The sequence below is a fragment of the Bradyrhizobium sp. BRP19 genome, assembly GCF_020194195.1.
Taxonomy (GTDB): Bacteria; Pseudomonadota; Alphaproteobacteria; order Rhizobiales; family Xanthobacteraceae; genus Bradyrhizobium; species Bradyrhizobium yuanmingense.
The window spans coordinates 57986-78411 of sequence record NZ_JADYVZ010000011.1 but is presented as its reverse complement, the minus strand read 5'-3'; the positions used below and the strand labels follow the sequence as shown (position 1 = coordinate 78411).

General features: G+C 64.6%; 19 protein-coding genes. 13 read left to right on the top strand and 6 right to left on the bottom strand.

Annotated features, from left to right (window positions below; genetic code table 11):
* Nucleotides 1-81 precede the first annotated feature (81 nt).
* Genes I6F36_RS27420 through I6F36_RS27410 form a run of 3 tightly spaced genes read left to right on the top strand, consistent with a single transcriptional unit; the run spans nucleotide 82 to nucleotide 3154 of the window.
* Nucleotides 82-1146 (top strand): acyl-CoA dehydrogenase family protein, encoded by a 1065-nt coding sequence (locus tag I6F36_RS27420; protein WP_225172553.1) that lies wholly within the window; start codon nucleotides 82-84, stop codon nucleotides 1144-1146.
* Nucleotides 1147-1163: 17 nt separating this feature from the next.
* Complete coding sequence (locus I6F36_RS27415) at nucleotides 1164-2324, top strand: acyl-CoA dehydrogenase family protein (protein ID WP_057027444.1); 1161 nt, start codon at nucleotides 1164-1166, stop codon at nucleotides 2322-2324.
* A gap of 17 nt (nucleotides 2325-2341) precedes the next feature.
* Nucleotides 2342-3154, top strand: a complete 813-nt coding sequence (locus tag I6F36_RS27410) for an enoyl-CoA hydratase/isomerase family protein (RefSeq protein ID WP_109141718.1) — start codon at nucleotides 2342-2344, stop codon at nucleotides 3152-3154.
* A gap of 186 nt (nucleotides 3155-3340) precedes the next feature.
* Here I6F36_RS27410 and I6F36_RS27405 read toward each other — a convergent pair whose 3' ends face one another.
* The 3 genes from I6F36_RS27405 to I6F36_RS27395 form a co-directional block, all read right to left on the bottom strand.
* Nucleotides 3341-4087 carry a hypothetical protein gene (locus I6F36_RS27405; RefSeq protein WP_225172552.1) on the bottom strand — a complete coding sequence of 249 codons (747 nt, stop codon included), beginning with the start codon at nucleotides 4085-4087 and terminating at the stop codon, nucleotides 3341-3343.
* Between the two features lie 2 nt (nucleotides 4088-4089).
* A complete protein-coding gene (locus I6F36_RS27400) occupies nucleotides 4090-4878 on the bottom strand; it encodes an enoyl-CoA hydratase (RefSeq protein ID WP_109141720.1) in 789 nt (262 codons plus the stop codon).
* A gap of 194 nt (nucleotides 4879-5072) precedes the next feature.
* Nucleotides 5073-6278 carry an ABC transporter substrate-binding protein gene (locus I6F36_RS27395; RefSeq protein WP_225172551.1) on the bottom strand — a complete coding sequence of 402 codons (1206 nt, stop codon included), beginning with the start codon at nucleotides 6276-6278 and terminating at the stop codon, nucleotides 5073-5075.
* A 399-nt stretch (nucleotides 6279-6677) separates the two neighbouring features.
* On the opposite strand from I6F36_RS27395, the gene I6F36_RS27390 reads away from it, so the two are divergent.
* Nucleotides 6678-7448, top strand: coding sequence for a thermonuclease family protein (locus I6F36_RS27390; RefSeq protein WP_225113658.1), 771 nt, complete (start codon nucleotides 6678-6680; stop codon nucleotides 7446-7448).
* Nucleotides 7449-7582: 134 nt separating this feature from the next.
* Nucleotides 7583-8974, top strand: coding sequence for a M48 family metalloprotease (locus tag I6F36_RS27385; protein WP_074448070.1), 1392 nt, complete (start codon nucleotides 7583-7585; stop codon nucleotides 8972-8974).
* A 105-nt stretch (nucleotides 8975-9079) separates the two neighbouring features.
* On the opposite strand, the gene I6F36_RS27380 is transcribed toward I6F36_RS27385, so the two are convergent.
* Nucleotides 9080-10324 carry an MFS transporter gene (locus I6F36_RS27380; RefSeq protein ID WP_225172550.1) on the bottom strand — a complete coding sequence of 415 codons (1245 nt, stop codon included), beginning with the start codon at nucleotides 10322-10324 and terminating at the stop codon, nucleotides 9080-9082.
* Between the two features lie 186 nt (nucleotides 10325-10510).
* Entirely contained in the window at nucleotides 10511-11758 is a 1248-nt protein-coding gene (locus tag I6F36_RS27375; RefSeq protein ID WP_225172549.1) for an MFS transporter, read from the bottom strand.
* 187 nt (nucleotides 11759-11945) lie between these two features.
* Here I6F36_RS27375 and I6F36_RS27370 point away from each other — a divergent pair, with 187 nt between their 5' ends.
* Nucleotides 11946-14012 (top strand): prolyl oligopeptidase family protein, encoded by a 2067-nt coding sequence (locus I6F36_RS27370; protein ID WP_225172548.1) that lies wholly within the window; start codon nucleotides 11946-11948, stop codon nucleotides 14010-14012.
* A 117-nt stretch (nucleotides 14013-14129) separates the two neighbouring features.
* Here the strand turns inward: I6F36_RS27370 and I6F36_RS27365 are convergent, their stop codons facing one another.
* A complete protein-coding gene (locus I6F36_RS27365) occupies nucleotides 14130-14804 on the bottom strand; it encodes a DUF938 domain-containing protein (RefSeq protein ID WP_036014591.1) in 675 nt (224 codons plus the stop codon).
* A 221-nt stretch (nucleotides 14805-15025) separates the two neighbouring features.
* On the opposite strand from I6F36_RS27365, the gene soxX reads away from it, so the two are divergent.
* The 7 genes from soxX (at nucleotide 15026) to I6F36_RS27330 (ending at nucleotide 20370) form a co-directional block, all read left to right on the top strand.
* The gene (gene soxX / locus I6F36_RS27360; protein WP_225172547.1) at nucleotides 15026-15382 is read left to right on the top strand and encodes a sulfur oxidation c-type cytochrome SoxX; all 357 of its coding nucleotides are present in this window, start codon (nucleotides 15026-15028) and stop codon (nucleotides 15380-15382) included.
* A gap of 27 nt (nucleotides 15383-15409) precedes the next feature.
* Nucleotides 15410-15907 carry a thiosulfate oxidation carrier protein SoxY gene (gene soxY, locus I6F36_RS27355; RefSeq protein ID WP_036014597.1) on the top strand — a complete coding sequence of 166 codons (498 nt, stop codon included), beginning with the start codon at nucleotides 15410-15412 and terminating at the stop codon, nucleotides 15905-15907.
* Nucleotides 15908-15922: 15 nt separating this feature from the next.
* The gene (soxZ, locus tag I6F36_RS27350) at nucleotides 15923-16234 is read left to right on the top strand and encodes a thiosulfate oxidation carrier complex protein SoxZ (protein WP_036014600.1); all 312 of its coding nucleotides are present in this window, start codon (nucleotides 15923-15925) and stop codon (nucleotides 16232-16234) included.
* Entirely contained in the window at nucleotides 16234-17097 is an 864-nt protein-coding gene (gene soxA / locus I6F36_RS27345) for a sulfur oxidation c-type cytochrome SoxA (RefSeq protein WP_225172546.1), read from the top strand. Before soxZ ends, soxA begins: the two co-directional genes overlap by 1 nt.
* Complete coding sequence (locus tag I6F36_RS27340; RefSeq protein ID WP_036014604.1) at nucleotides 17094-17399, top strand: hypothetical protein; 306 nt, start codon at nucleotides 17094-17096, stop codon at nucleotides 17397-17399. Before soxA ends, I6F36_RS27340 begins: the two co-directional genes overlap by 4 nt.
* Before the next feature lie 50 nt (nucleotides 17400-17449).
* Entirely contained in the window at nucleotides 17450-19201 is a 1752-nt protein-coding gene (soxB, locus tag I6F36_RS27335; RefSeq protein ID WP_225172545.1) for a thiosulfohydrolase SoxB, read from the top strand.
* 131 nt (nucleotides 19202-19332) lie between these two features.
* Nucleotides 19333-20370, top strand: coding sequence for an MBL fold metallo-hydrolase (locus I6F36_RS27330; protein WP_225127113.1), 1038 nt, complete (start codon nucleotides 19333-19335; stop codon nucleotides 20368-20370).
* The last annotated feature ends 56 nt before the right edge of the window (nucleotides 20371-20426 follow it).

Genomic DNA, 20426 nt, shown 5'->3' with positions numbered 1-20426 from the left:
TTTCCGATCATCGGGCGCAAGAAGAGACTGCGCACTGGCCGATCAGACCGGACGCGCCAATGGCAAGATACGGGGAACGCTGTGGCGGAGAGTGACAATATCGTCGTCGAGACCGCGGAGAAGATCTTCGCAGATCTCGCCGATCCGCAAACCATCAACAACGACAAGAACAATTCCTGGCAGGCGCCGCTGTGGCAGGCGTCGAGCGAAGCCGGCCTGCCGCTGTCCTGGGTGCCGGATGATCTCGGCGGCTCGGGTGCGAGCCTCGCCGACGGCTTTGCGCTGATGAACGCCGCCGGCCGTTTCGCAGTCGCGGTGCCGCTGGCCGAGACCATGCTGGCGGGATGGCTGCTGGCACAGGCCAGGATCGCTTCCCCCGATGGCGAGATGACGGTCGTGCCGGCGTCCCCGAAGGACCGCATCACCCTCAATGCCGACGGTGCGCTCTCCGGCCGCGCGCGCGGCGTGCCCTTTGCCAAGACGGCGAAGCATTTTGCCGTGCTGGCGCACGGCAAGGATGGTGCTTCCATCGCGCTGATCGACGCGGCCAAGGCGCGGATCGAGGCCGGGCTCAATGTCGGCTACGACCACAGCGATACCGTCACGCTCGACAAGGTCCAGCCAGTCGCCATCAAGCCCGCGCCGAAGGGCTTTGAGCAGACCCATCTGATGCTGATGGGCGGCGTCGCGCGCAGCCTCCAGATCGCCGGCGCGCTGGAATCCATGCTCGACATCTCCGTGCGCTATTCCAACGAGCGTGTCGCCTTCGAGAAGAAGATCTCGAAATTCCAGGCCGTGCAGCACAATCTCGCGCGCCTTGCCGGCGAATCCGCCGCGGCGCTTGCGGCGGCGACGTCCGCCGCCGACGCCATCGCCAATGCAAGATCGTTCAACGACGAGATCTATCTCGAAGCCGCCTCCGCAAAAATCCGCTGCGCGGAAGCAGCCGAGAAAGGCGGCGGCATCGCGCATCAAGTCCATGGCGCGATCGGCTTCACCATGGAGCACATCCTGCACCGCTATTCGCTGCGCGCGCTGGCCTGGCGCGACGATTTCGGCTCGGAAAGCTACTGGGCCGTCGAGCTCGGCAAGCTCGTCGCAAACCGCGGCGCCGACGAATTGTGGCCGCTCGTGGCATCGCGCTGATCCGGGAGAGAGACACAATGACTGCTGCCCTCCGTTTCGATCCGATCCGCCTGCCGGAGAAATGCGAGCAATTGCGCAAGGAAGTGCGCGCCTTCCTCGCCGAGGAAATCGCCGCCGGCACTTTCGATCCGCACAAGCCCAATCGCGAGGACACCGACGCGCCGGAATTTTCCCGCCGGGTCGGCGCCAAGGGCTGGCTCGGCATGACCTGGCCGAAAAAGTATGGCGGCCAGGAACGCTCCTTCCTCGAGCGCTACGTGGTGACCGAGGAGATGCGCGTCGCCAATGCGCCGACGCGGCGCTTCTTCGTCGCCGACCGCCAGAGCGGGCCGGTGCTTTTGAAATACGCGCCCGAGCACATCAAGATGGAGATCCTGCCGAGGATCTGCCGCGGCGAGATCTGCTTTGCCATCGGCATGAGCGAGCCGAACTCGGGCTCCGATTTGTTCGCGGCGAAGACGCGCGCGACCAAGACCGACGGCGGCTATCTCATTAACGGCACCAAGATCTGGACCTCGTCGGCGCATATCGCCGACTACATGATCGCGATCTTCCGGACCTCGCCGCCGACCAAGGAGAACCGCCGCCACGGCCTGACCCAGTTCCTGGTCAAGATGAAGCAGCCGGGCATCAAGGTGAATCCGATCGGCCAGATCACTGGGCAATACGAGTTCAACGAGGTGGTCTTCACCGATCACTTCATTCCCGATGACCATGTGCTCGGCGAGGTCGACGGCGCCTGGAAACAGGCGACGAGCGAGCTCGCCTATGAACGCTCGGGCCCTGAGCGTTTCCTCGAGACGTATTACGTCCTCACCGAGCTGGTCCGCGCTGTCGGTCCCAATCCCGATACGCGCAGCGCCGAGGGCATCGGCCGCCTGGTCGCGCAGCTCCACACCATGCGGCGGATGTCGGTCTCGGTGGCCGGCATGCTCGAAGCCGGCAAGGAGCCGGTGGTCGAAGCGTCCATTGTCAAGGACATCGGCACGGTCTGGGAGCAGCAGCTGCCGCATCGCGTGCGCGATCTCGCCGCCTTCGTCGAGGAGACCGCGAGCAACCGCGAGACCTTGGAGCGGCAGCTCGACTTCGCGATCAAGACCGCGCCGAAACTCACCATCCAGGGCGGCACCACCGAGGTGCTGCGCGGTATCATCGCCCGCGGATTGGGTCTGCGTTAAGTCAATCGAGGATCATCATGAGCACCTATCAAGATATCGGCGTCGAGAAGGTCGGGCATGTCGGCACCATCGAGATTCGCCGTCCGCCGCTCAACTTCTTCGATATCTCGCTGATCAACCAGATCGCGGACGCGCTCGACGAGTTCGACCGCGACATCGAAATCCGTGCCTCCGTGCTCTCCGCGCAGGGCAAGGCGTTCTGCGCCGGCGCCAATTTCGGTGATCCGGCGCGGCAGGCCCAGGAGGCGCGCGAAGCGGAGAAAAAGGGCGATCCGGCCGACAGTCTCGGCCCGATCAACCATCTCTACATCCAGGCCGTGCGTATCTTCCGCGCCAAGAAGCCGATCGTTGCCGCCGTGCAGGGCGCGGCCATCGGCGGCGGTCTCGGGCTTGCAGTGTCGGCCGATTTCCGCGTCACCTGTCCCGAAGCGCGCTTCTCCGCAAACTTCACCAAGCTCGGCTTCCACCCCGGCTTCGGCCTGACCGTGACGCTGCCGGAGCTGATCGGCAAGAACAACGCCGAGCTGATGTTCTATACCAGCCGCCGCGTCACGGGCGAGGAAGCCTACAAATGGGGCCTCGCCAATGAGCTGGTGCCGCAGGACCAGGTCAAGGTGGCCGCGATGAAGCTCGCCGGCGAGATCGCCGAATGCTCCCCGCTCGGCCTGCTCTCCACCCGCGCCACGATGCGCAATGGCCTCGCCGACCGCGTGATGGCCGCGACCAATCACGAACTCGCCGAGCAGACGCGGCTGCGCGCGACGGACGATTTCAAGGAAGGCGTGAAGGCCACGGAAGAGCGGCGGGTGGCGAATTTCAAGGGAAGGTAGTTTATTACAAAGCGATCGCTTCTTTCTTCCTTCTCCCCTTGTGGGAGAAGGTGGCGCGAAGCGCCGGATGAGGGGCTGCTTCAGCGCATTCAAACGCAAGTGATTCGCTCGCGGAGAGAGACCCCTCACCCGTCTCGCCGCTCGCGGCGAGCCACCCTCTCCCACAGGGGGAGAGGGTTTGCCCGCTCAACTCACGCGGAACGTCACTCCGCCCCGCAGAAACTCGTTGCCCTCAACCGCGAGCCCTTTTGCCTTGGCGGTATGCAGCACCTGCGCCACGTCAGTCACCCGAAACTCCAGCGCACTCATGATCTCGCTGGCGCCCTTGACGAAGCGGAAGGTCGCGTTGGGTAGCTTCAGTTCGGCGCCTTCAGGCGCAATTCCGATGATCCTGCCCCAGTGCTCGGCCAGCCCTTGCGGATCCGGGCTCTGCATCTCCACCGCCGTCAGCGCCTCGGTCACATCCTTGCGAATGAATTTCTGCCAGTCCGGTCCCGCCGGAGGATACGGCCCGAGGATGTCGTCGCTGCCTTCGGTGTGATTGAACTCGATGAAGGCGGCGCGGCAGTCGCGGGGGTGGAGCTGGACGCCGTGATACGGCGCGTGGTCGATGACGTTGGCGGTGCGCACGCCGAGCGCATTGGCGTTGCGGCCGCGCTCGTCCGGGTCGTCGCAGCAGAAGATCGCCATGTAGCCGCCACGGCCGCCGGTCTTTTCGATGAAGCGACCGGCCGTGGTGCCGTCCTTGAACGGCGCGACCACCTCCAGCAGGATCGTGTCGACCGGGAGCAGCGCGTTCTCCAGGCCGTATTTGGCGACATTGCCGTCGCGATAGCAGACGGCGAGGCCCATGATCCGACCGATATCCGTGATGACGGGCTCAAGCTGCGGCGCGACCAGGCAGATCTGACGCAGCCGGATATAGGGCGCCATGGTCATGCGCCCCTAAAGGTCGGCTTGCGCTTCTCGACGAAGGCCTTGGCTGCCTCCTTGTGATCCTCGGTGTCGCCGCAACGGGTGTGATGGATCGCCTCGCCGTCGAAGCAATCCTCCAGCGCCAGGTGCTCGGCGTTGTTGATGTTGCGCTTGATGAAGCCGAGCGCGATCGACGGCCCTTGCGCCAGCGACAGCGCGAGCTCATGCGCGGCCGCGTCGATCTCGGCGTCGGGCACGACCTTCGTCACCATGCCGATCGCATGTGCCTCCTTCGCGGTGAGCACCGGCGACATCAGATAGAGCTCGCGCGCCCGCGCACTGCCGAGCAGCTGGGTCAGGAAATAGGTGCCGCCGTAATCACCGGAGAACCCGACCTTGGCGAAGGCGGTGGTGATCTTGCAGGATTCGGAGGCGATGCGCAGGTCGCAGGACAACGCCATGGACAGGCCGGCGCCAGCCGCCGCGCCATCGAGCTGGGCCACCACGGGCTTTGGCATCTGATGCAGGATGCGCGAGACCTCCATGCCGCGGCGCAGATTTGCGAGCTTCTGCTCGAACGGCAGCGGCGCGCGCCCCTGCGCCATCGACTTGACGTCGCCGCCGACGCAGAACGAGCCGCCGGCGCCCTTGAACAGCACCGCCCGCACCTCGGGATCATCAGCCGCGCGCCGCGCCGCCTCGACCAGCCCGGCGACCATCTCGGGATTGAGCGCGTTCTTCCGCTCCGGCCGGTTCATCGTGATGGTGAGCAGCCCGCCTTCGAGCTTTTGCAAGACCATGTCGTTCATGGATGTTGGCCTCATTCTGTGGTGCCACTCTCTCACTTTGTCATTCCGGGGCGCGACGAAGTCGCGAACCCGGAATCCATCTCTCAACCGTCAATGCCGCCCAATGGATCCCGGGCTCTCGCTTTCGCGAGCCCCGGGATGACGACCTATTGTTTGGCGCGCCCCGGAATGACGGCGTGACTTACGTCACACCGTCACTTCTTCACCAGCGGGCAGCGCGACTGCTCCAGCGGCTGGAACGCCTCGTTGCCCGGGACGGTGGCGAGCAGCTTGTAATCGTCCCAGCGGCCCTTGGATTCCGACGGCTTCTTCACCTCGAACAGGTACATGTCGTGGATCATGCGGCCGTCCTCGCGGATCTTGCCATTCTTGGCGAAGAAGTCGTTGATCGGCGTCTCCTTCATCACCTTGATCACCGCCGCGGCGTCGGTCGTGCCGGCGGCCTTCACGGCTTTCAGGTAATGCGTGATGGAGGAATAGACTCCGGCCTGGGCCGAGGTCGGCACCCGCTTGGTGCGCTCCATGAAGCGCTTCGAGAATGCACGCGTGTCGTCGTTGAGATCCCAGTAGAACGCTTCCGCGAGCAGCAGCCCCTGCGCGGTCTCGAGCCCGATCGAGTCGATATCGGTGACGAACGCGAGCAGCGGCGAGACCTTCTGGCCGCCCTTGGTGATGCCGAACTCCGCCGCCTGCTTGATGGCGTTGATGGTGTCGCCGCCGGCATTCGCAAGCCCGATAACCTTGGCCTTGGAAGCCTGGGCCTGGAGCAGGAAGGAGGAGAAATCCGAGGTGTTGAGCGGATGGCGGACGCTGCCGAGCACCTTGCCGCCGGTCTTGGTCACGACGGTGCTGGTGTCCTTTTCCAGATCCTGGCCGAAGGCGTAATCGGCGGTGAGGAAGAACCAGCTGTCGAGGCCCGACTTCACGGTTGCGAGGCCGGTCACGTTGGCCTGACCGTAAGTATCGAACACGTAGTGGATGGTGTAGGGGCCGCAGGCTTCGTTGGAGAGACGGATCGAGCCCGGCCCGTTGAACATGATGATCTTGTTGCGCGCTTTTGCGATCTCGCCGGCGGCGAGTGCGGTCGCGGAGGCCGCGACGTCGTAGATCATCTCGACGCCCTGGTTGTCGAGCATGTCGCGGGCAATATTGGCGGAGAGGTCGGCCTTGTTTTGATGATCGGCTGCCAGCACCTGGATCTTGCGCCCCAGCACCTCGCCGCCGAAATCCTCGACCGCCATCTTCGCCGCAGTCTCGCTGCCGGAGCCGGTGATATCTGCATAAAGGCTCGACATGTCGAGGATGCCGCCGATCTTCAGCGGCGGCTTGTCCTGAGCCTGTGCGGCGCTCGCATTGAGGGCAAACGCGGCGGCAAAAATGCCGGACAAAATAGTCTTCATCGAAAACGACCTCCCTTATCGCGCCGTGCTCTGATGGCGGCTTGGTTATTGCTCTTGGGTTATTGCTCTTGGCTATTCGCTGTTGCCGCAATCATGCCGCATGCGCAAGAGCGCAGCAAGCGCAGGTGCGATGCAGATGAATGATCAATGCGCGCTTTCCGCAAAGCGGAATGCCGCGAGGACGGAAGCTGTCCCCGCATTGTCATTGCGAGCCAACGGGTCCGCGCGAAGCGCGGCCGGATGACAGGCTCCGCGAAGCAATCCAGAAATGCGTCCGCGGAAACAGTCTGGATTGCTTCGTCGCGAAGAGCTCCTCGCAATGAAGGGTGTGAGAAAGCCCCTTCGCGTCTCACCACGCATGAGTTAAAGTCGGGCTGCAATGCAACCTCTCCGGATCACGTGACGCAACGGCTTCGCTTCATCGTCGCATGTCTTCTCGTCGCAAGTAGCTCGGCATTCGCGGGCCCCTGCCAGTTCGAGTCCCAAGGCGAAGGCCGCGTCGCTGCCATCGTCGATGCGCGCAGCGTGCGGCTCGATGACGGGCGCGAGATCCGCCTCAGCGGCATCGCGCCGACCGCGACCACGAAGCAGGCGCTGACCTCGCTGCTCGCCGGCCACGACGTGATGCTGCGGAGCGCTGACGACACGCCTGATCGCTACGGCCGCCAGAGTGCGCTTGTCTTCATCGGCGAAGGCGACATCTCGGTGCAGGCCATGCTGCTCGCTCGGGGCGATGCCATCGCCTCCGCCGAGATCCTGGACAAGGACTGCGCGGCCGCCCTGATGGCGTCCGAAGCTGCGGCGCGGCGCCAAAAAATGGGCAGCTGGGCTGACCCGTCGGCCATAAAAAACGCGGAAAGTCCGGACGATATTTTGGCGGAGATCGGGCGCTTTACGGTGGTCGAAGGCAAAGTCCTGTCGGTCCGGCAAGCTGGGGCAACGACCTACCTCAACTTCGGACGAAACTGGACACGCGGCTTTGCCGTGACTATTTCAAAGCGCACGCTAGCGGCGTTCGAAAGCGCTGGTATGGCCCTTAAGTCCCTGGAGAATCGGCGTATTCGCGTTCGGGGCTGGGTTGAGGGGAATACGGGGCCACGCATCGATGTACGCCTCGTGGGGCAGATCGAGTTGCTGGGCGCAAACGAGCCGACAGGGGTAAGGCCTTAAGACAGGCCGGGCACGGGTTAAACGACGTGAATGGGGTGCTAGAACGGCACGGACTGGGCGATTGCCGCCGCCTGCGGGCTGCGCCGGCCGCGCTTTGCCTTGCGCTGGGCGGACTTCTCGCTGGCTGCGGCGATATGGGCCGGTTCCAGACTGCGGCGACCCCGGCAGCCGTCGCGATGCCGAAGCCGAAGCCCGCCGTCGCCCAAACCCCGGCCACCGAGAAGGAGCACGAGCGCATCCTGGCGAGCTATGGCGGGACCTATGACGATCCCAAGCTCGAGGCGCTCGTCAGCAAGACCGTCGACCGGCTGGTCGCGGCCTCCGAGCGGCCCGACCAGGGCTACAAGGTCACCATCCTCAATTCCGGGGCGGTGAACGCCTTCGCGCTGCCCAACGGCCAGCTCTATGTCACGCGCGGCCTGCTCGCGCTCGCCAGCGACACCTCCGAATTGTCCTCCGTGCTCAGCCACGAGATGGCGCATGTGCTATCCAAGCACGCGGCGATGCGCGAGGACCAGGCCCGCCAGGCCGCGATCGTCACCCGCGTCGTCACCGACATGAGCAACGATCCCGACCTCACCGCGCTGGCGCTGGCCAAGACCAAGCTCACCATGGCGAGCTTCTCGCGCAAGCAGGAGTTCGAGGCCGACGGCATCGGCGTCGGCATCTCCGCCAAGGCGCATTTCGACCCGTACGGCGCGGCGCGCTTCCTGTCCGCGATGGAGCGAAATGCCGAGCTGAAGGCCGGCAAGAGCTCGCTCGATCCGCGCGCGCAGGATTTCACCTCGTCGCATCCGGCAACTCCGGAACGCGTCCAGAACGCGCAGAACATTGCCCGCCAATACACCGCGCCTGAAGGCGCCGAGCGCGATCGCGAAAGCTATCTCGCCGCGATCGACAATCTCGTCTATGGCGAAGACCCGAGCGAAGGTTTTGTCCGCGGCCGGCGCTTCCTGCATCCGAAGCTCGGCTTCACCTTCCAGGCGCCGGACAATTTCACGCTCGACAACACCGCGCAGGCCGTGATCGGCGTCCGCGAGGGCGGCGCGCAGGCGATGCGCTTCGACGTCGTGCGCGTGCCGGCCGAACAGTCGCTCGGCGACTACCTCAATTCCGGCTGGATGGAAGGCGTCGAGAAGGCTTCGACCGAGGATCTCACCGTCAACGGTTTTCCAGCGGCGTCCGCCACCGCCAAGGGCGACCAGTGGCAGTTCAAGGTCTATGCGCTGCGCTTCGGCAGCGACGTCTATCGCTTCATCTTCGCGGCACGGCAGAAATCGACCGAGAGCGAGCGGAATGCGCGCGAGACCGTCAACTCGTTCCGGCGGCTGACGCTGGAGGAAATCCAGGCCGCGCGCCCGCTGCGCATCAAGGTCATCACTGTGCAGCCCGGCGATACCGTGGAGTCGCTCTCCCACCGCATGGCCGGCGTCGACCATCCCGCCGAGCGCTTCCGCGTGCTGAACGGCCTCGATCGCACCGCGCAGGTGAAGGTGCGCGACCGCGTCAAGATCGTCGCGGACTAAAGCGCGACCCGATTGGGATCGTCATCGCGCTTTAGGTTATTCTTTTGAGCATGATCTTTTCGGAAAACCGCTACACACTTTTCCGGATCACGCTCCGACGCCGCGCTAAGCGGATGTCATCTCAGAGAGACGCGGCTTCCCCCGCACCATGATCAGCGCCGCCGCCATCACCTCCAGCGCGATGCAGAGATAGAAGGGCAGCGTATAGCCGCCGGAGAGATCGCGCAGGAAACCGACCGCGCCGGGACCGAACGCGTAGGTCACCTGGTTGATCGCCGTGTTGAGGCTGATCAGCACGCCGAAGGCGGCGGAGTCGAACTCCTGCTGCACGATGAGCGAGGGCAGCGTGATGAGGTTGCCGACCGAAAAGCCGAACACGGCGCAGGCCGCGATCAGCACGTAATCGTTGTGCAGGTTGACGACGACGAGAAGCGCGGCGGCCTGGCTGAGGAACGACAGCGCGGACGCGAGGCGCTGATTGATGCGGTCGATCACCAGCGAGAACAGCACGCGGCCGACCACCGCCATCGCGGTGAGCACCGCGACGGCCACGGCGGCGCGCTCGCGTCCGATCACGGGATCGAGGAACGAGATCAGATGCACGATGAAGCCGACCTGGGCGAACAGCACCAGGGCGAAGGCGATCGTCACCGTGAGGAAGCCGGCGTCCCGCAGCGCCCAGGCGCGGATCTCAGTCGATGATTGCGGCTTCGCCTTCGCCGCCGCCTGCCACCCGTGGCGATCGGGCGGGCGGCCGACGAGAAGGAGGATGACCGGCACGAGCAGGATCAGCATGGCGCCGGCGGCGGCGTACATCGCACCGGCGAAGCCGATATGGCCGATCAATGCTACCAGCAGCGGCACGCCGGCGATGCCGCCGAAGCTGGCGCCGTTGAGCGCGAGACTGATCGCCATGCCGCGCTTCTGGTCGAACCACAGGCTGATCGTGTTGGTGATCATGCCGAGACTGGTGCCGGCCCAGCCGAAGGCGAGCACGGCATTGGCGAGATAGAGCTGCCAGGGCTCGCGCACCGCGCCGATCGCGACCGCGGCGGACGCCATCGCCAGCGTCCCGGCGATCAGGCTGAGCCGTGGACCGTATTTCCGCACGGCCTCGCCGACGAAGACGACCAGCAGCGCGCCGAACAAATAGAAGAACGTGGTGCCGGAGGAGATCAGCGAGGCCGGCCAGCCCCGTGCGCGCTGCAGCTCGGCGACATAGACGCTCTGGCCGTAGAAGCCGAGCCCCCAGCCGAAGGTGGCGAGCAGGAAGCAGACCGCGACGATGCGCCAGCCTTCATAGCGGAGCGAGGATTCGTGGGCCGCTGGGGTCTGAGGATTGTCGAGCATTTCATCTGCCGTTTGTTTTGCTCCGTCATGCCCGGACTTGTTCCGGGCATCCACGTTCTTCTTCCGACCTCGCAAAGACGTGGATGGCCGGGACAAGCCCGGCCATGACGACATCTAAATAACCTTCCTCAGAAAATCACTTCGACCTGGATCGAAGTGTCAACGCTGCTGACAACCTCCCGCCACTCACACGGCGTCGGGGAATTCGCCCATGGCCGCCTCCAGCCGCGCCTTGCGGCGCTTCGCCCAGGAGACTAGCGAGAGCACCGCAAGGCCCAGCACCACCGGCGGGAACACCACGAGGTTCACCGCGGACCAGCCGTAATTGGCGAGCAGCTGGCCCGATGAGAACGAGCCGATCGCCATCATGCCGAACACCAGGAAATCGTTGAAGGCCTGCACCTTGTTGCGCTCCTGCGGGCGATGCGTCTCCAGCACCAGCGCGGAGGCGCCGATGAAGGAGAAATTCCAGCCTACGCCGAGCACGATCAGCGTCGCCCAGAAATGCATCGCCGTAAGGCCGGAGAGACCGATGATGGCGGCGCCCGCTTCCAGCAGCAGGCCGGCGGCGACGATCTTCGGAGCGCCGAAGCGCGCGATCAGCGTGCCCGTGAAGAAGCTCGGCCCGTACATCGCAACGATGTGCCATTGCAGGCCGAAATTGGAATCGGACACGGACAGGCCGCACAGCTTCATCGCAAGCGGCGCCGAGGTCATGACCAGGTTCATCATGGGATAGGAGATGACGCCGCACAGCGCTGCCGCGATGAAGCGCGGCTGGGACACGATCGTGAGCAGCGGCCGGCCGCCGTGCAGATCGGCCGGCGCGGGCTTCGGCATATCGACGCCGGCGACGATGCTCATCGCGATCAGCGCGACGGCGGCCTGCACCAGGAAGCTGAAGGCGAACAGATAAGGCTGCCAGACATCCATGGTCCATTGCACGAGCTGCGGACCGAGCACGCCGGCGAACACGCCGCCCGCCATCACCCAGGACACGGCCTTCGGCCGGTAGGCCGCACTGGCGCCATCCGCGGCGGCGAAGCGATAGGATTGCGCCACCGCGCCGTAGAGACCGCCGAGGAAGGTAGCAAAGCAGAACAGCGCGAACGAGCCGCGCAGAATTGCGAGCGAGCCGAGCAGGCCGGTGAGCGTGCCGAGACCCGTGCCGATGACGAAGGCGGCGCGGCGGCCGAAGCGGCGCGAGATCGCGCCGGTCGGCAGCGTCCCGGCGGCGAGCCCGACCACATACATCGAGATCGGCACGGTCGCGAACGACATGTCGGGCGCGAGCGTGGCGCCGACGATCGCTCCGGTGGCGAAGATCACGGCCGAGTTGGCGCCGGTCAGCGCCTGCGCGGCGGCGAGGCGCACCACGTTGGCGCGCGCGCGGACATCGTCGGCGATCTCATGGGCTGCAGTCACGTCCAGCATCGGCATTTCCGCCCAAAGGGCTCTGTTGATTCGCGGCACTATGGAGGGGTGAGAGAGGGCCGGCAACCGGCGCAAACGGGCGCGGGCCATGCCCCTGACGCAATCGCTGGAATGATAACGCTGCGCACCCTTGACGGCTTGCGCTCGATCAAATCCTATCCGCCGCGATCTTCCGGGAGTTACCTTCATGTCCGTCGACGACAGGCCCACGCTTCAAGCGCCCGACGACGATCCCTGGCTGTGGCTGGAGGAGATCGAGGGCCGGCAGGCGCTCGATTTTGTCGAGCGGCAGAACAGCCTGACGCTCGCCGCGTTCGGCGGCAAGGCCTTCGAGCACGATCGCGACATCCTCGCGGCGATCTATGACCGACCTGACAACATTCCCTATGTCAGCCGGCGCGGCAACGACCTGCACAATCTCTGGAAAGACGCCGCCAACCCGCGCGGCCTGTGGCGGCGGACTTCGCTTGCGGAATTTCGCAAAGCCGATCCGGCATGGGAGACCATGCTGGACATCGACCAGCTCGCGAGAAGCGAAGATGAGGACTGGTTGCTTAGCGGTATCGCCACGATGCCGGGAAGCTCGCGGGCGATCTTGAGCCTGTCGCGCGGCGGCAGCGATGCCGTCACCTTGCGGGAATTCGACCTCGCCACGAAAAGTTTCGTGGCGAACGGCTTTGCGCTGCCGGAAGCGAAAGGCGGCGTCGACTGGCTCGATGCCGACACGCTGCTGCTGTCAAGCGCGCATGGCGAGGACATGGCGACGAGCTCGGGCTATGCGCGCACCGTCCGCCTGTGGCGGCGCGGCCAACCGGTCGATCAGGCACAGATGGTCATCGAGACCACCGCCGATCACATGGTGATCTATGGCATGGCCGACGACACCGCAGCGGCGCCCCGGGTCTGGATCGTCGACCAGATCGACTTCTTCAACCACGCCATCTGGCTGCGCGATGCGGCCGGCACGACGACGAAGCTCGATCTGCCGACCGGGATTTGGATGCAGGCGCATGGCGACTGGTTCGCGATGAAGCTACGCAAGGACTGGCAGGTCGATGGCCGGACCTATGCCACCGACACCGTGCTCGGCATCTTGCTCTCGGCCTTCCTCGCCGGCAGCCGCGATTTTGTCGTCCTGTTCGAGCCCGCACCGCGGCGCGCGCTGCAAGGGTTGTTCTGGGCGGAAGGAAAGCTGGTGATGTCGATTCTCGACGAGCTCAAACCTCGCTTCGAGATCTGCACACCGTCTGCCACTAGCTGGAGCCGCGAGACACTTGGCGGCCTGCCGCAGATCGGCGTCGTCGATGTCTGGCCGCTCGACCGCCATGCATCGGAGAGCAATGGCGATCTGCTCGCCAATGTGCAGGACCCGCTGACGCCGCCGGCGCTGCTGCTGATCGAGCGCGGCGTCGCAAGCCCGATCGTGCTGAAGCAGGCGCCGAAGACGTTCACCGCCGATGGCCTCGTGGTGACGCAGCACGAGGCGATCTCCGTTGACGGCGAGCGTATCCCCTATGTGCAGACGGGCCCTGCCGGCGAGACCGGCGATGCGCCGGTCTATCTGAGCGCCTATGGCGGCTTTGGTCACTCGGTGAAGCCGTACTACAATTCCTCGCTCGGCAAGTTGTGGCTGGAGCGCGGCGGCACGATTGTGCAGGCGAATCTGCGCGGCGGCGGCGAGTTCGGCACGCGCTGGCACGATGCCGGACGGCTTGCCGGCAAGAAGCTTTCACACGACGATTTCGCCGCGGTCGCGGCCGATCTCGTCCGCCGCGGTGTGACGAGCGCAAAACGCATCGCCGCGCAGGGCGGATCGAACGGCGGCATCCTCATCACCAACATGCTGGTGCGCTATCCCGAGCGTTTCGGCGCATTGTTCTGTACCATCCCGCTGATCGACATGCGCCGCTACACCAAGCTGCTCGCCGGCGCGAGCTGGATCGCGGAATATGGCGATCCCGACAAGCCGGAGGAATGGGAATGGCTGCAGACATACTCGGCCTATCACAATGTGAAAGCCGGCCGGTCCTATCCGCCGATCCTGATTGCAACGACGCGGCGCGACGACCGCGTCCATCCCGGCCATGCCCGCAAGATGGCGGCAAAGCTGCAGGCCATGGGCTATGAGGCCTGGTTCTACGAGCCGCCCGCAGGCGGCCACGGCTACGGCAAGGACAACAAGGAGCGCGCCCGTTTCGAGGTGCTGGGCTATCGGTTCTTGAAGGAGAAGATCGGGTGGCGGGATGAAGGCTAGAGTTGGGTGCGCTGACGTCTCCACATCGTCATGGCCGGGCTTGGCCCCGCCATCCACGCCTTGCCTTACCGCCCGAAGAACGTGGATGCCCGGGACAAGCCCGGGCATGACGACCTCCTAGCCTCTTGCAAACACCAGCGTCAGATTGTTCGCGGGCATCTCGATCGTGTCGACGAGGCCGAGGCCTGCCGCCTTCGCCAGCTTCTCGACGTCGACGACGTCGCGCACGCCCCATTCGGGATTGCCCTCGCGCAAGGAGGTGTCGAACACCGCATTGCTGAGCGCGGTATGCTTGCCGTCGCGCTTGAAGGGGCCGTAGAGGAACAGCTTGCCGTCGCGGCGCAGATAACGGCCCGCGCCGGCGAACAGGCCTTCGGCCACGGCCCAGGGCGCGATATGAATGACATTGGCGCAGAACACGGCCGCGAGGCTGGTCGGCCCCTGCCCGCTTTTCATTTCCGGGCACCAGTCGGGATCGGTGAGGTCGATGCGCAGGGGTGAACGGATGTTCGGCAGGCCGGCATGCACGCGCCAGGCTTCGATGCTCTTGAGGTGGCGCTGGTTGAGATCGCTCGGCCACCAGATCAGGCCCGGCGTGTGGCGGGCGAAATGCACCACGTGCTGCCCGGTTCCACTGCCGAGTTCCACGACGTTGCCGGTCGCATCCGCGAGATGCTTTTCCAGCGCTGCCCAGATCGGTTCGTGATTGCGATGGAAGGCAGGCGCATCGAGCCGGCCATCCGGCTCGACCCGTCCGCCATCCCTGCCAAATTCGACCACATATTCAGCCAAGTGACGTCCCCAAAAAATGCGAACCAGAAAAGGCGGCCAAACGTCCGAGAATAATCTACTAGTTCACGCCCATCCGAATGAACGAACTATCTCGTCAGTTGCAATGCGCAGGATATTAACTCCATTTCACCGCGTGCATAGTCTTGATTGTCAGGCGATGGCCTTTGTGCTTTTGAACAATTCCGCAAACGAGATCATCGAGATAACGCCGGGACGATGCCTTGACCGCCTTTCCTCGCAAGCCCGCTCTGCTTGCTGCGCTGGCCCTCCTCGCCGGCGCGGCAATGGCCTCGGCGGGCGCGCAATCCACCGTGACGGAAGGCCAGAAGCTCGCCTTCGACCGCGGCAAGGGCAATTGCCTCACCTGCCACGTCATCAAAGGCGGCGACCTGCCGGGGACGATCGGACCGGAGCTGAAGGACATCAAGGCCAAATACCCCGATCGCAATGAGCTCACCGCGATCATCTTCGACGAGACCAAGCGCAATCCGCAAACCATGATGCCGCCGTTCGGCCGGAACCGGATTTTGACCGAGCAGGAGATCAACGCGATTGTTGATTTCCTGCAGACCCTGTAACCGCCGGCGGCCCCTAGGAGACTTGAGATGACCACGACCCCCAAGCCTCATTGGAGGCCTCATCCGACGCGGCGCCTGATCCTTCAGGGCGCTGCCTCCGTGGCGCTGCTCGGCCTCGGCAATCTGCCGTTCGCGCCCGCGCGCGCCGCGGCGAACGACAAATATCCGGAAGAGGCCTTCAGGCAGAAGAGCGAGGCGGATGCGATCAAGGCGCTCTACGGCAAGGCCGCCGAGCCGTCGGACAAGGTCAAGCTGGATGCGCCGGAGATCGCCGAGAACGGCGGCGTCGTGCCGATCTCGGTGACGACGACGCTGGACAAGGTCACCTCGATCTCGTTCTTCGTGGCGGAGAACCCGAGCGCGCTGGCGGCCAGCTACAGGATTCCCGATGGCACGATCCCTGCCGTCGCCAACCGGCTCAAGATGGCCAGGACCACGAAATTGACCGCGATCGTAGAGGCCGACGGCAAGCTCTACAGCGCGACCAAGGAGGTCAAGGTCACCGTCGGCGGTTGCGGCGGCTAAGCGAGGCAGTTCGACATGGCATCCAGCATTCGCGTGCGCGCAACATCGACCGGCGACATCACCGAGGTGCAGACGCTGATCCAGCACCCCATGGACACCGGCCTCGTCAAGGACTCCAAGGGCGAGTTGATCCCGGCGCATTTCATCCAGCAGCTGAAGTTCGAATGTAACGGCAAGGACGTGTTCGTCGCCGATTGGGGCACAGCGGTCTCCAAGGACCCCTACGTCAAGTTCAGCTTCAAGGGCGCCAAGAAGGGCGACGAGCTCAAGATCTCCTGGACCGACAACAAGGGCGGCTCGGATACGACCACCGCTAAGATCGCGTGATGAAGGCCCGCATCCACCTCCTGCTGGGCTCGCTCAGCGCTGCGCTCGTCGCGTTCGCGCTCGCCGCGCCGCGCGTGATCGCTGCCGACAAGGTCGATCCCGTCGCCGACGCCAAGGCGTTCCAGAACTTCTTCTTCCAGAAATTTCCGAACGTGAAGCACGAGGATTTCGTCAACGGTCCGTATTCCATGAACGAGGACATGAAGCGGCAGTGGCAGGAGAAGGAGGAATTCCCTCCTTACGAGTTCGCGCTCGAGGCCGGCAAGGAGATGTTCTCGACCCCGTTCAAGAACGGCAAGACCTATGCCGACTGCTTTCCGAACGGCGGCATCGGCATCCGCCAGAATTATCCGTACTTCGACAGCGGCGAAGGCAAGGTCATCACGCTGGAGCTCGCGCTCAACCGCTGCCGCGAGGCCAATGGCGAGGCGCCCTATTCCTACATCAAGGACGAGATGGCCTCGCTCACCGCCTACATGGCCTACACCTCGCGCGGCAAGCTGATGGACATCAAGATCCCCGACGATCCCCGCGCGCTGGCGGCGTACGAGAACGGCAAGCGCTATTTCTACACGCGGCGCGGCCAGATGAATTTCTCCTGCGCGAGCTGCCACGTGCAGAGCCCGGGCGAGCGCATCCGCGCCGAGACCCTCGCCCCAGCGCTCGGCATCCTCAACGCGATGCCGATCTACCGCTCCGAATGGAGCGGCATGGGCACGACCAGCCGCCGCTTCATTACCTGCAACAGCCAGACCCGCGCGGTTCCACTGGAGCCGCAGTCGGATGAATATCGCGACGTCGAATATTTCCTGTCCTACGTCGCCAACGGCCTGCCGATCTCGGGACCGGGAGCACGGCCATGAAGCTGTCACTTGGCTTGGCCATGCTGCTCGCCTTGAGCCTTGCGCCATCCGCGCGCGCGGCGAGTGAGGCGGACTACAAGGCGGCCTATGCGGCCGCCGAAGCCGCCTCCAAGGAGGCGGCGGGCATGCGCAACCAGTGGACGGTGACCGTATCTGCGCTGGCTGCCGCGAAAAGGGCTGCCGATGGCGGCGATTTCGGCCGTGCGGTGGCCGCGGCCAGGGAAGCCGAAGCGCTGGCGAGGGCGTCGATCTTCCAGGCTGTTTCCGAAAAAGAAGCCTGGAAGGCGATGGAAATCCGCTAGACTGCCCCGCGGTGAACGCAGTCCCCACGAGAGGCGCGGAGAATTCTTGAATGGCGATCCGCCGCCGCGATTTCCTGAAAGGTGCAGGCCTTGCCGCGGCAACGATTGGCCTGCCGCGGCTCGCCCGCGGCGCTGACGCCGCCAGCATCTACGACCTCGAACGGTTCGGCAATGCGCGCATCCTGCACATCACCGACACGCATGCGCAGCTCAATCCGGTCTATTTCCGCGAGCCCAGCGTCAATATCGGCATCGGCGAGATGGCGGGACGGCCGCCGCATCTGGTCGGCCGGGCCTTTCTCGAGCGCTTCGGCATCCGCTCCGACAGCGCCGATGCCTATGCCTTCACCTGCTTCGAGTTCGAGAAGTCCGCAGGCCGCTTCGGCAAGCTCGGTGGCTTTGCCCATCTGAAGACACTGGTCGATCGCCTGCGCGCCGATGTCGGCGAGCGGCGTTCGCTGCTCGTCGACGGCGGCGATCTCTGGCAGGGCACGGGGCTGGCCAACCTGATGCAGGGCCGCGACATGGTCGAGGTGGCCAATCTGCTCGGCATCGAGGCGATGACGGGCCATTGGGAATTCACCTATGGCGAGCAGACGCTGCGCGACAATCTCGAGCGTTTCAAGGGCGAGTTCCTGGCGCAGAACGTGTTCCTGACCGAAGAGGCCGCGTTCAACGACGCGCCCGCCTTCGACAAGGCCACTGGGCGCGTGTTCAAGCCTTCCGTCATCAAGGAGCTCGGCGGGCATCGCATCGCGATCGTCGGCCAGGCCTTCCCCTACACTCCGATCGCGCATCCCAGGAGGTTCACACCGGACTGGAGCTTCGGCATCCGCGAGGAGGAGTTGCAGAAGCATGTCGATGCCTTGCGCGGCACCGACAAGGTCGACGCCGTCGTGCTGCTGTCGCACAACGGCATGGACGTGGATCTCAAGCTCGCCAGCCGAGTCACCGGCATCGACGTGATTCTCGGCGGCCACTCCCATGATGCCGTGCCGCAGCCCATGCCGGTGAAGAACGCAGGTGGTACGACGCTCGTCACCAATGCCGGCTCCAACGGGAAATTTCTGGGTGTGCTCGATCTCGCGCTCGACAGCGGCAAAGTCAGCGATGCCAGATATCGTCTGCTGCCGGTCTATTCGGAGCTGCTGAAGCCCGATCCGGCGATGGCCGAGCTGATCGGCCGGGTCCGTGCACCGCACGTGGCCGACTGGTCGGAAAAGATCGCGACGCCCGACCGGCTGCTTTATCGCCGCGGCAATTTCTCCGGCCCCATGGACGAGCTGATCTGCACCGCGCTGCGCACCGAGCTCGACGCCGAAATCGCGCTGTCGCCGGGCTTCCGCTGGGGCGTCACCGCGCTGTCCGGCCAGGCCATGACTATGGAGGATCTGCTGGCGGAAACCGCGATCACCTATCCCGAGACCTATGTGCAGGAGATAACGGGGGCCCAGATCAAGGACCTGCTCGAGGACGTCTGCGACAACCTCTTCAACGCCGATCCCTACTACCAGCAGGGCGGCGACATGGTCCGTGCCGGCGGGCTCAGCTACACCTGCACGCCGGACGCTGCGATCGGCAGCCGCATCTCGGAGCTGAAGATCAGTAGCGGCAAGGCGCTCAACGCCAGCCACCGCTACAAGGTCGCGGGCTGGGCCTCAGTCAACGGCCAGCAGGGCGCGCCGGTGTGGGACGTGGTCGGCAAATATCTGCGCTCGGGCCGGATGATGCCCGAACGGCTCGGCTCCGGCGTGACGCTGAAAGGCGTCGAAGGCAATCCAGGCATTGCAGGACTGGGATGATGTGTTTTGTCCGCGATCATGCGACCATAATAATAATCTTCTAAATTTTTCTGCTCATGCAGTGAATTACTTCTCTTTCCGACCCGTATTGTAGTAGAATCTTGGAACTCAGTTCCAAGCCGGGTCCTGCCATGATCTTCCGACAGCTCTTCGACAGCGTTTCGGGCACCTACAGCTACGTCCTCGCCAGCCGCCCCGGCGGCGAGGCGCTGATTCTCGACCCCGTGCTGGAGAAGGTCGACCGCTACTGCCAATTGCTGCGCGAGCTCGACCTCAAGCTGGTCAAGGCGGTGGACACGCATCTGCATGCCGACCACGTCACCGGCCTCGGCGAGCTGCGCGATCGCACCCATTGCATGACCGTGATGGGCGACCAGACCAAGGCCGACGTCGTCGCCATGCGGGTGGCCGACGGCGACAAGGTGACGATCGAGGGCCTGTCGCTCGACGTGATGTACACGCCGGGCCACACCGACGATTCCTATTCTTATTTGATGGGCGACCGCGTCTTCACCGGTGACACGCTGCTGATCCGCGGCACCGGCCGCACCGATTTCCAGAACGGCTCGGCGCGCGCGCAATACGATTCGATCTTCAACCGCCTCTTGAAGCTGCCGGACGAGACGATGGTGTTTCCGGCCCACGACTACAAGGGCGACACCGTCTCCACCATCGGCGAGGAAAGACGCTACAATCCGCGGCTCCAGGTGCGCTCGGTCGACGAATATGTCGAGCTGATGGCCAATCTGAAGCTGCCCAATCCGAAGATGATGGACGTGGCGATCCCCGCCAACATGCATGTCGGCCTGCATCAGGAAGAGCTGGAGAAGGAAGGCCGCGCGCTCAGCGCGATCGAGGCGATCCGCAGCCTCGGCCGGCCCGACATCCTGCTGGTCGACTTGCGCGAGACCAATGAGCGGATGAAGCACGGCATGCTCGAAGGCGCGCTGCACACGCCCTACCCTTCCGTCGAGGAGAGCCTGAAGCCCGGCGGCATGCTGCGCGAGGTCGCGGCCGCTAGCGGCCGCCGCGTGGTGTTCTTCTGCGCTTTCGGCGAACGCTCGGCGATGGCCGTTGCGGCTGCAAAGGAGGCGGGGCTTCTCAACACCGCGCATATCGCCGGCGGCCTCGATGCCTGGAAGAAGGCGGGCGGGCCGGTGGTGCACTGACGGCCTCGTCGCCCCTTGAGATAAATCAGGCGCCGCACATATTTGGCAGGTACATT

Excerpts from the sequence above, each read along its gene's own strand:
- I6F36_RS27415 (WP_057027444.1), top strand. The coding sequence starts at position 1,164 with ATGACTGCTGCCCTCCGTTTCGATCCGATCCGCCTGCCGGAGAAATGC.
- I6F36_RS27410 (WP_109141718.1), top strand. The coding sequence starts at position 2,342 with ATGAGCACCTATCAAGATATCGGCGTCGAGAAGGTCGGGCATGTCGGC.
- I6F36_RS27405 (WP_225172552.1), bottom strand. The coding sequence starts at position 4,087 with ATGGCGCCCTATATCCGGCTGCGTCAGATCTGCCTGGTCGCGCCGCAG.
- I6F36_RS27400 (WP_109141720.1), bottom strand. The coding sequence starts at position 4,878 with ATGAACGACATGGTCTTGCAAAAGCTCGAAGGCGGGCTGCTCACCATC.
- I6F36_RS27395 (WP_225172551.1), bottom strand. The coding sequence starts at position 6,278 with ATGAAGACTATTTTGTCCGGCATTTTTGCCGCCGCGTTTGCCCTCAAT.
- I6F36_RS27385 (WP_074448070.1), top strand. The coding sequence starts at position 7,583 with ATGGGCCGGTTCCAGACTGCGGCGACCCCGGCAGCCGTCGCGATGCCG.
- I6F36_RS27380 (WP_225172550.1), bottom strand. The coding sequence starts at position 10,324 with ATGCTCGACAATCCTCAGACCCCAGCGGCCCACGAATCCTCGCTCCGC.
- I6F36_RS27375 (WP_225172549.1), bottom strand. The coding sequence starts at position 11,758 with ATGCTGGACGTGACTGCAGCCCATGAGATCGCCGACGATGTCCGCGCG.
- I6F36_RS27370 (WP_225172548.1), top strand. The coding sequence starts at position 11,946 with ATGTCCGTCGACGACAGGCCCACGCTTCAAGCGCCCGACGACGATCCC.
- soxY (WP_036014597.1), top strand. The coding sequence starts at position 15,410 with ATGACCACGACCCCCAAGCCTCATTGGAGGCCTCATCCGACGCGGCGC.
- soxZ (WP_036014600.1), top strand. The coding sequence starts at position 15,923 with ATGGCATCCAGCATTCGCGTGCGCGCAACATCGACCGGCGACATCACC.
- soxA (WP_225172546.1), top strand. The coding sequence starts at position 16,234 with ATGAAGGCCCGCATCCACCTCCTGCTGGGCTCGCTCAGCGCTGCGCTC.
- I6F36_RS27340 (WP_036014604.1), top strand. The coding sequence starts at position 17,094 with ATGAAGCTGTCACTTGGCTTGGCCATGCTGCTCGCCTTGAGCCTTGCG.
- soxB (WP_225172545.1), top strand. The coding sequence starts at position 17,450 with ATGGCGATCCGCCGCCGCGATTTCCTGAAAGGTGCAGGCCTTGCCGCG.
- I6F36_RS27330 (WP_225127113.1), top strand. The coding sequence starts at position 19,333 with ATGATCTTCCGACAGCTCTTCGACAGCGTTTCGGGCACCTACAGCTAC.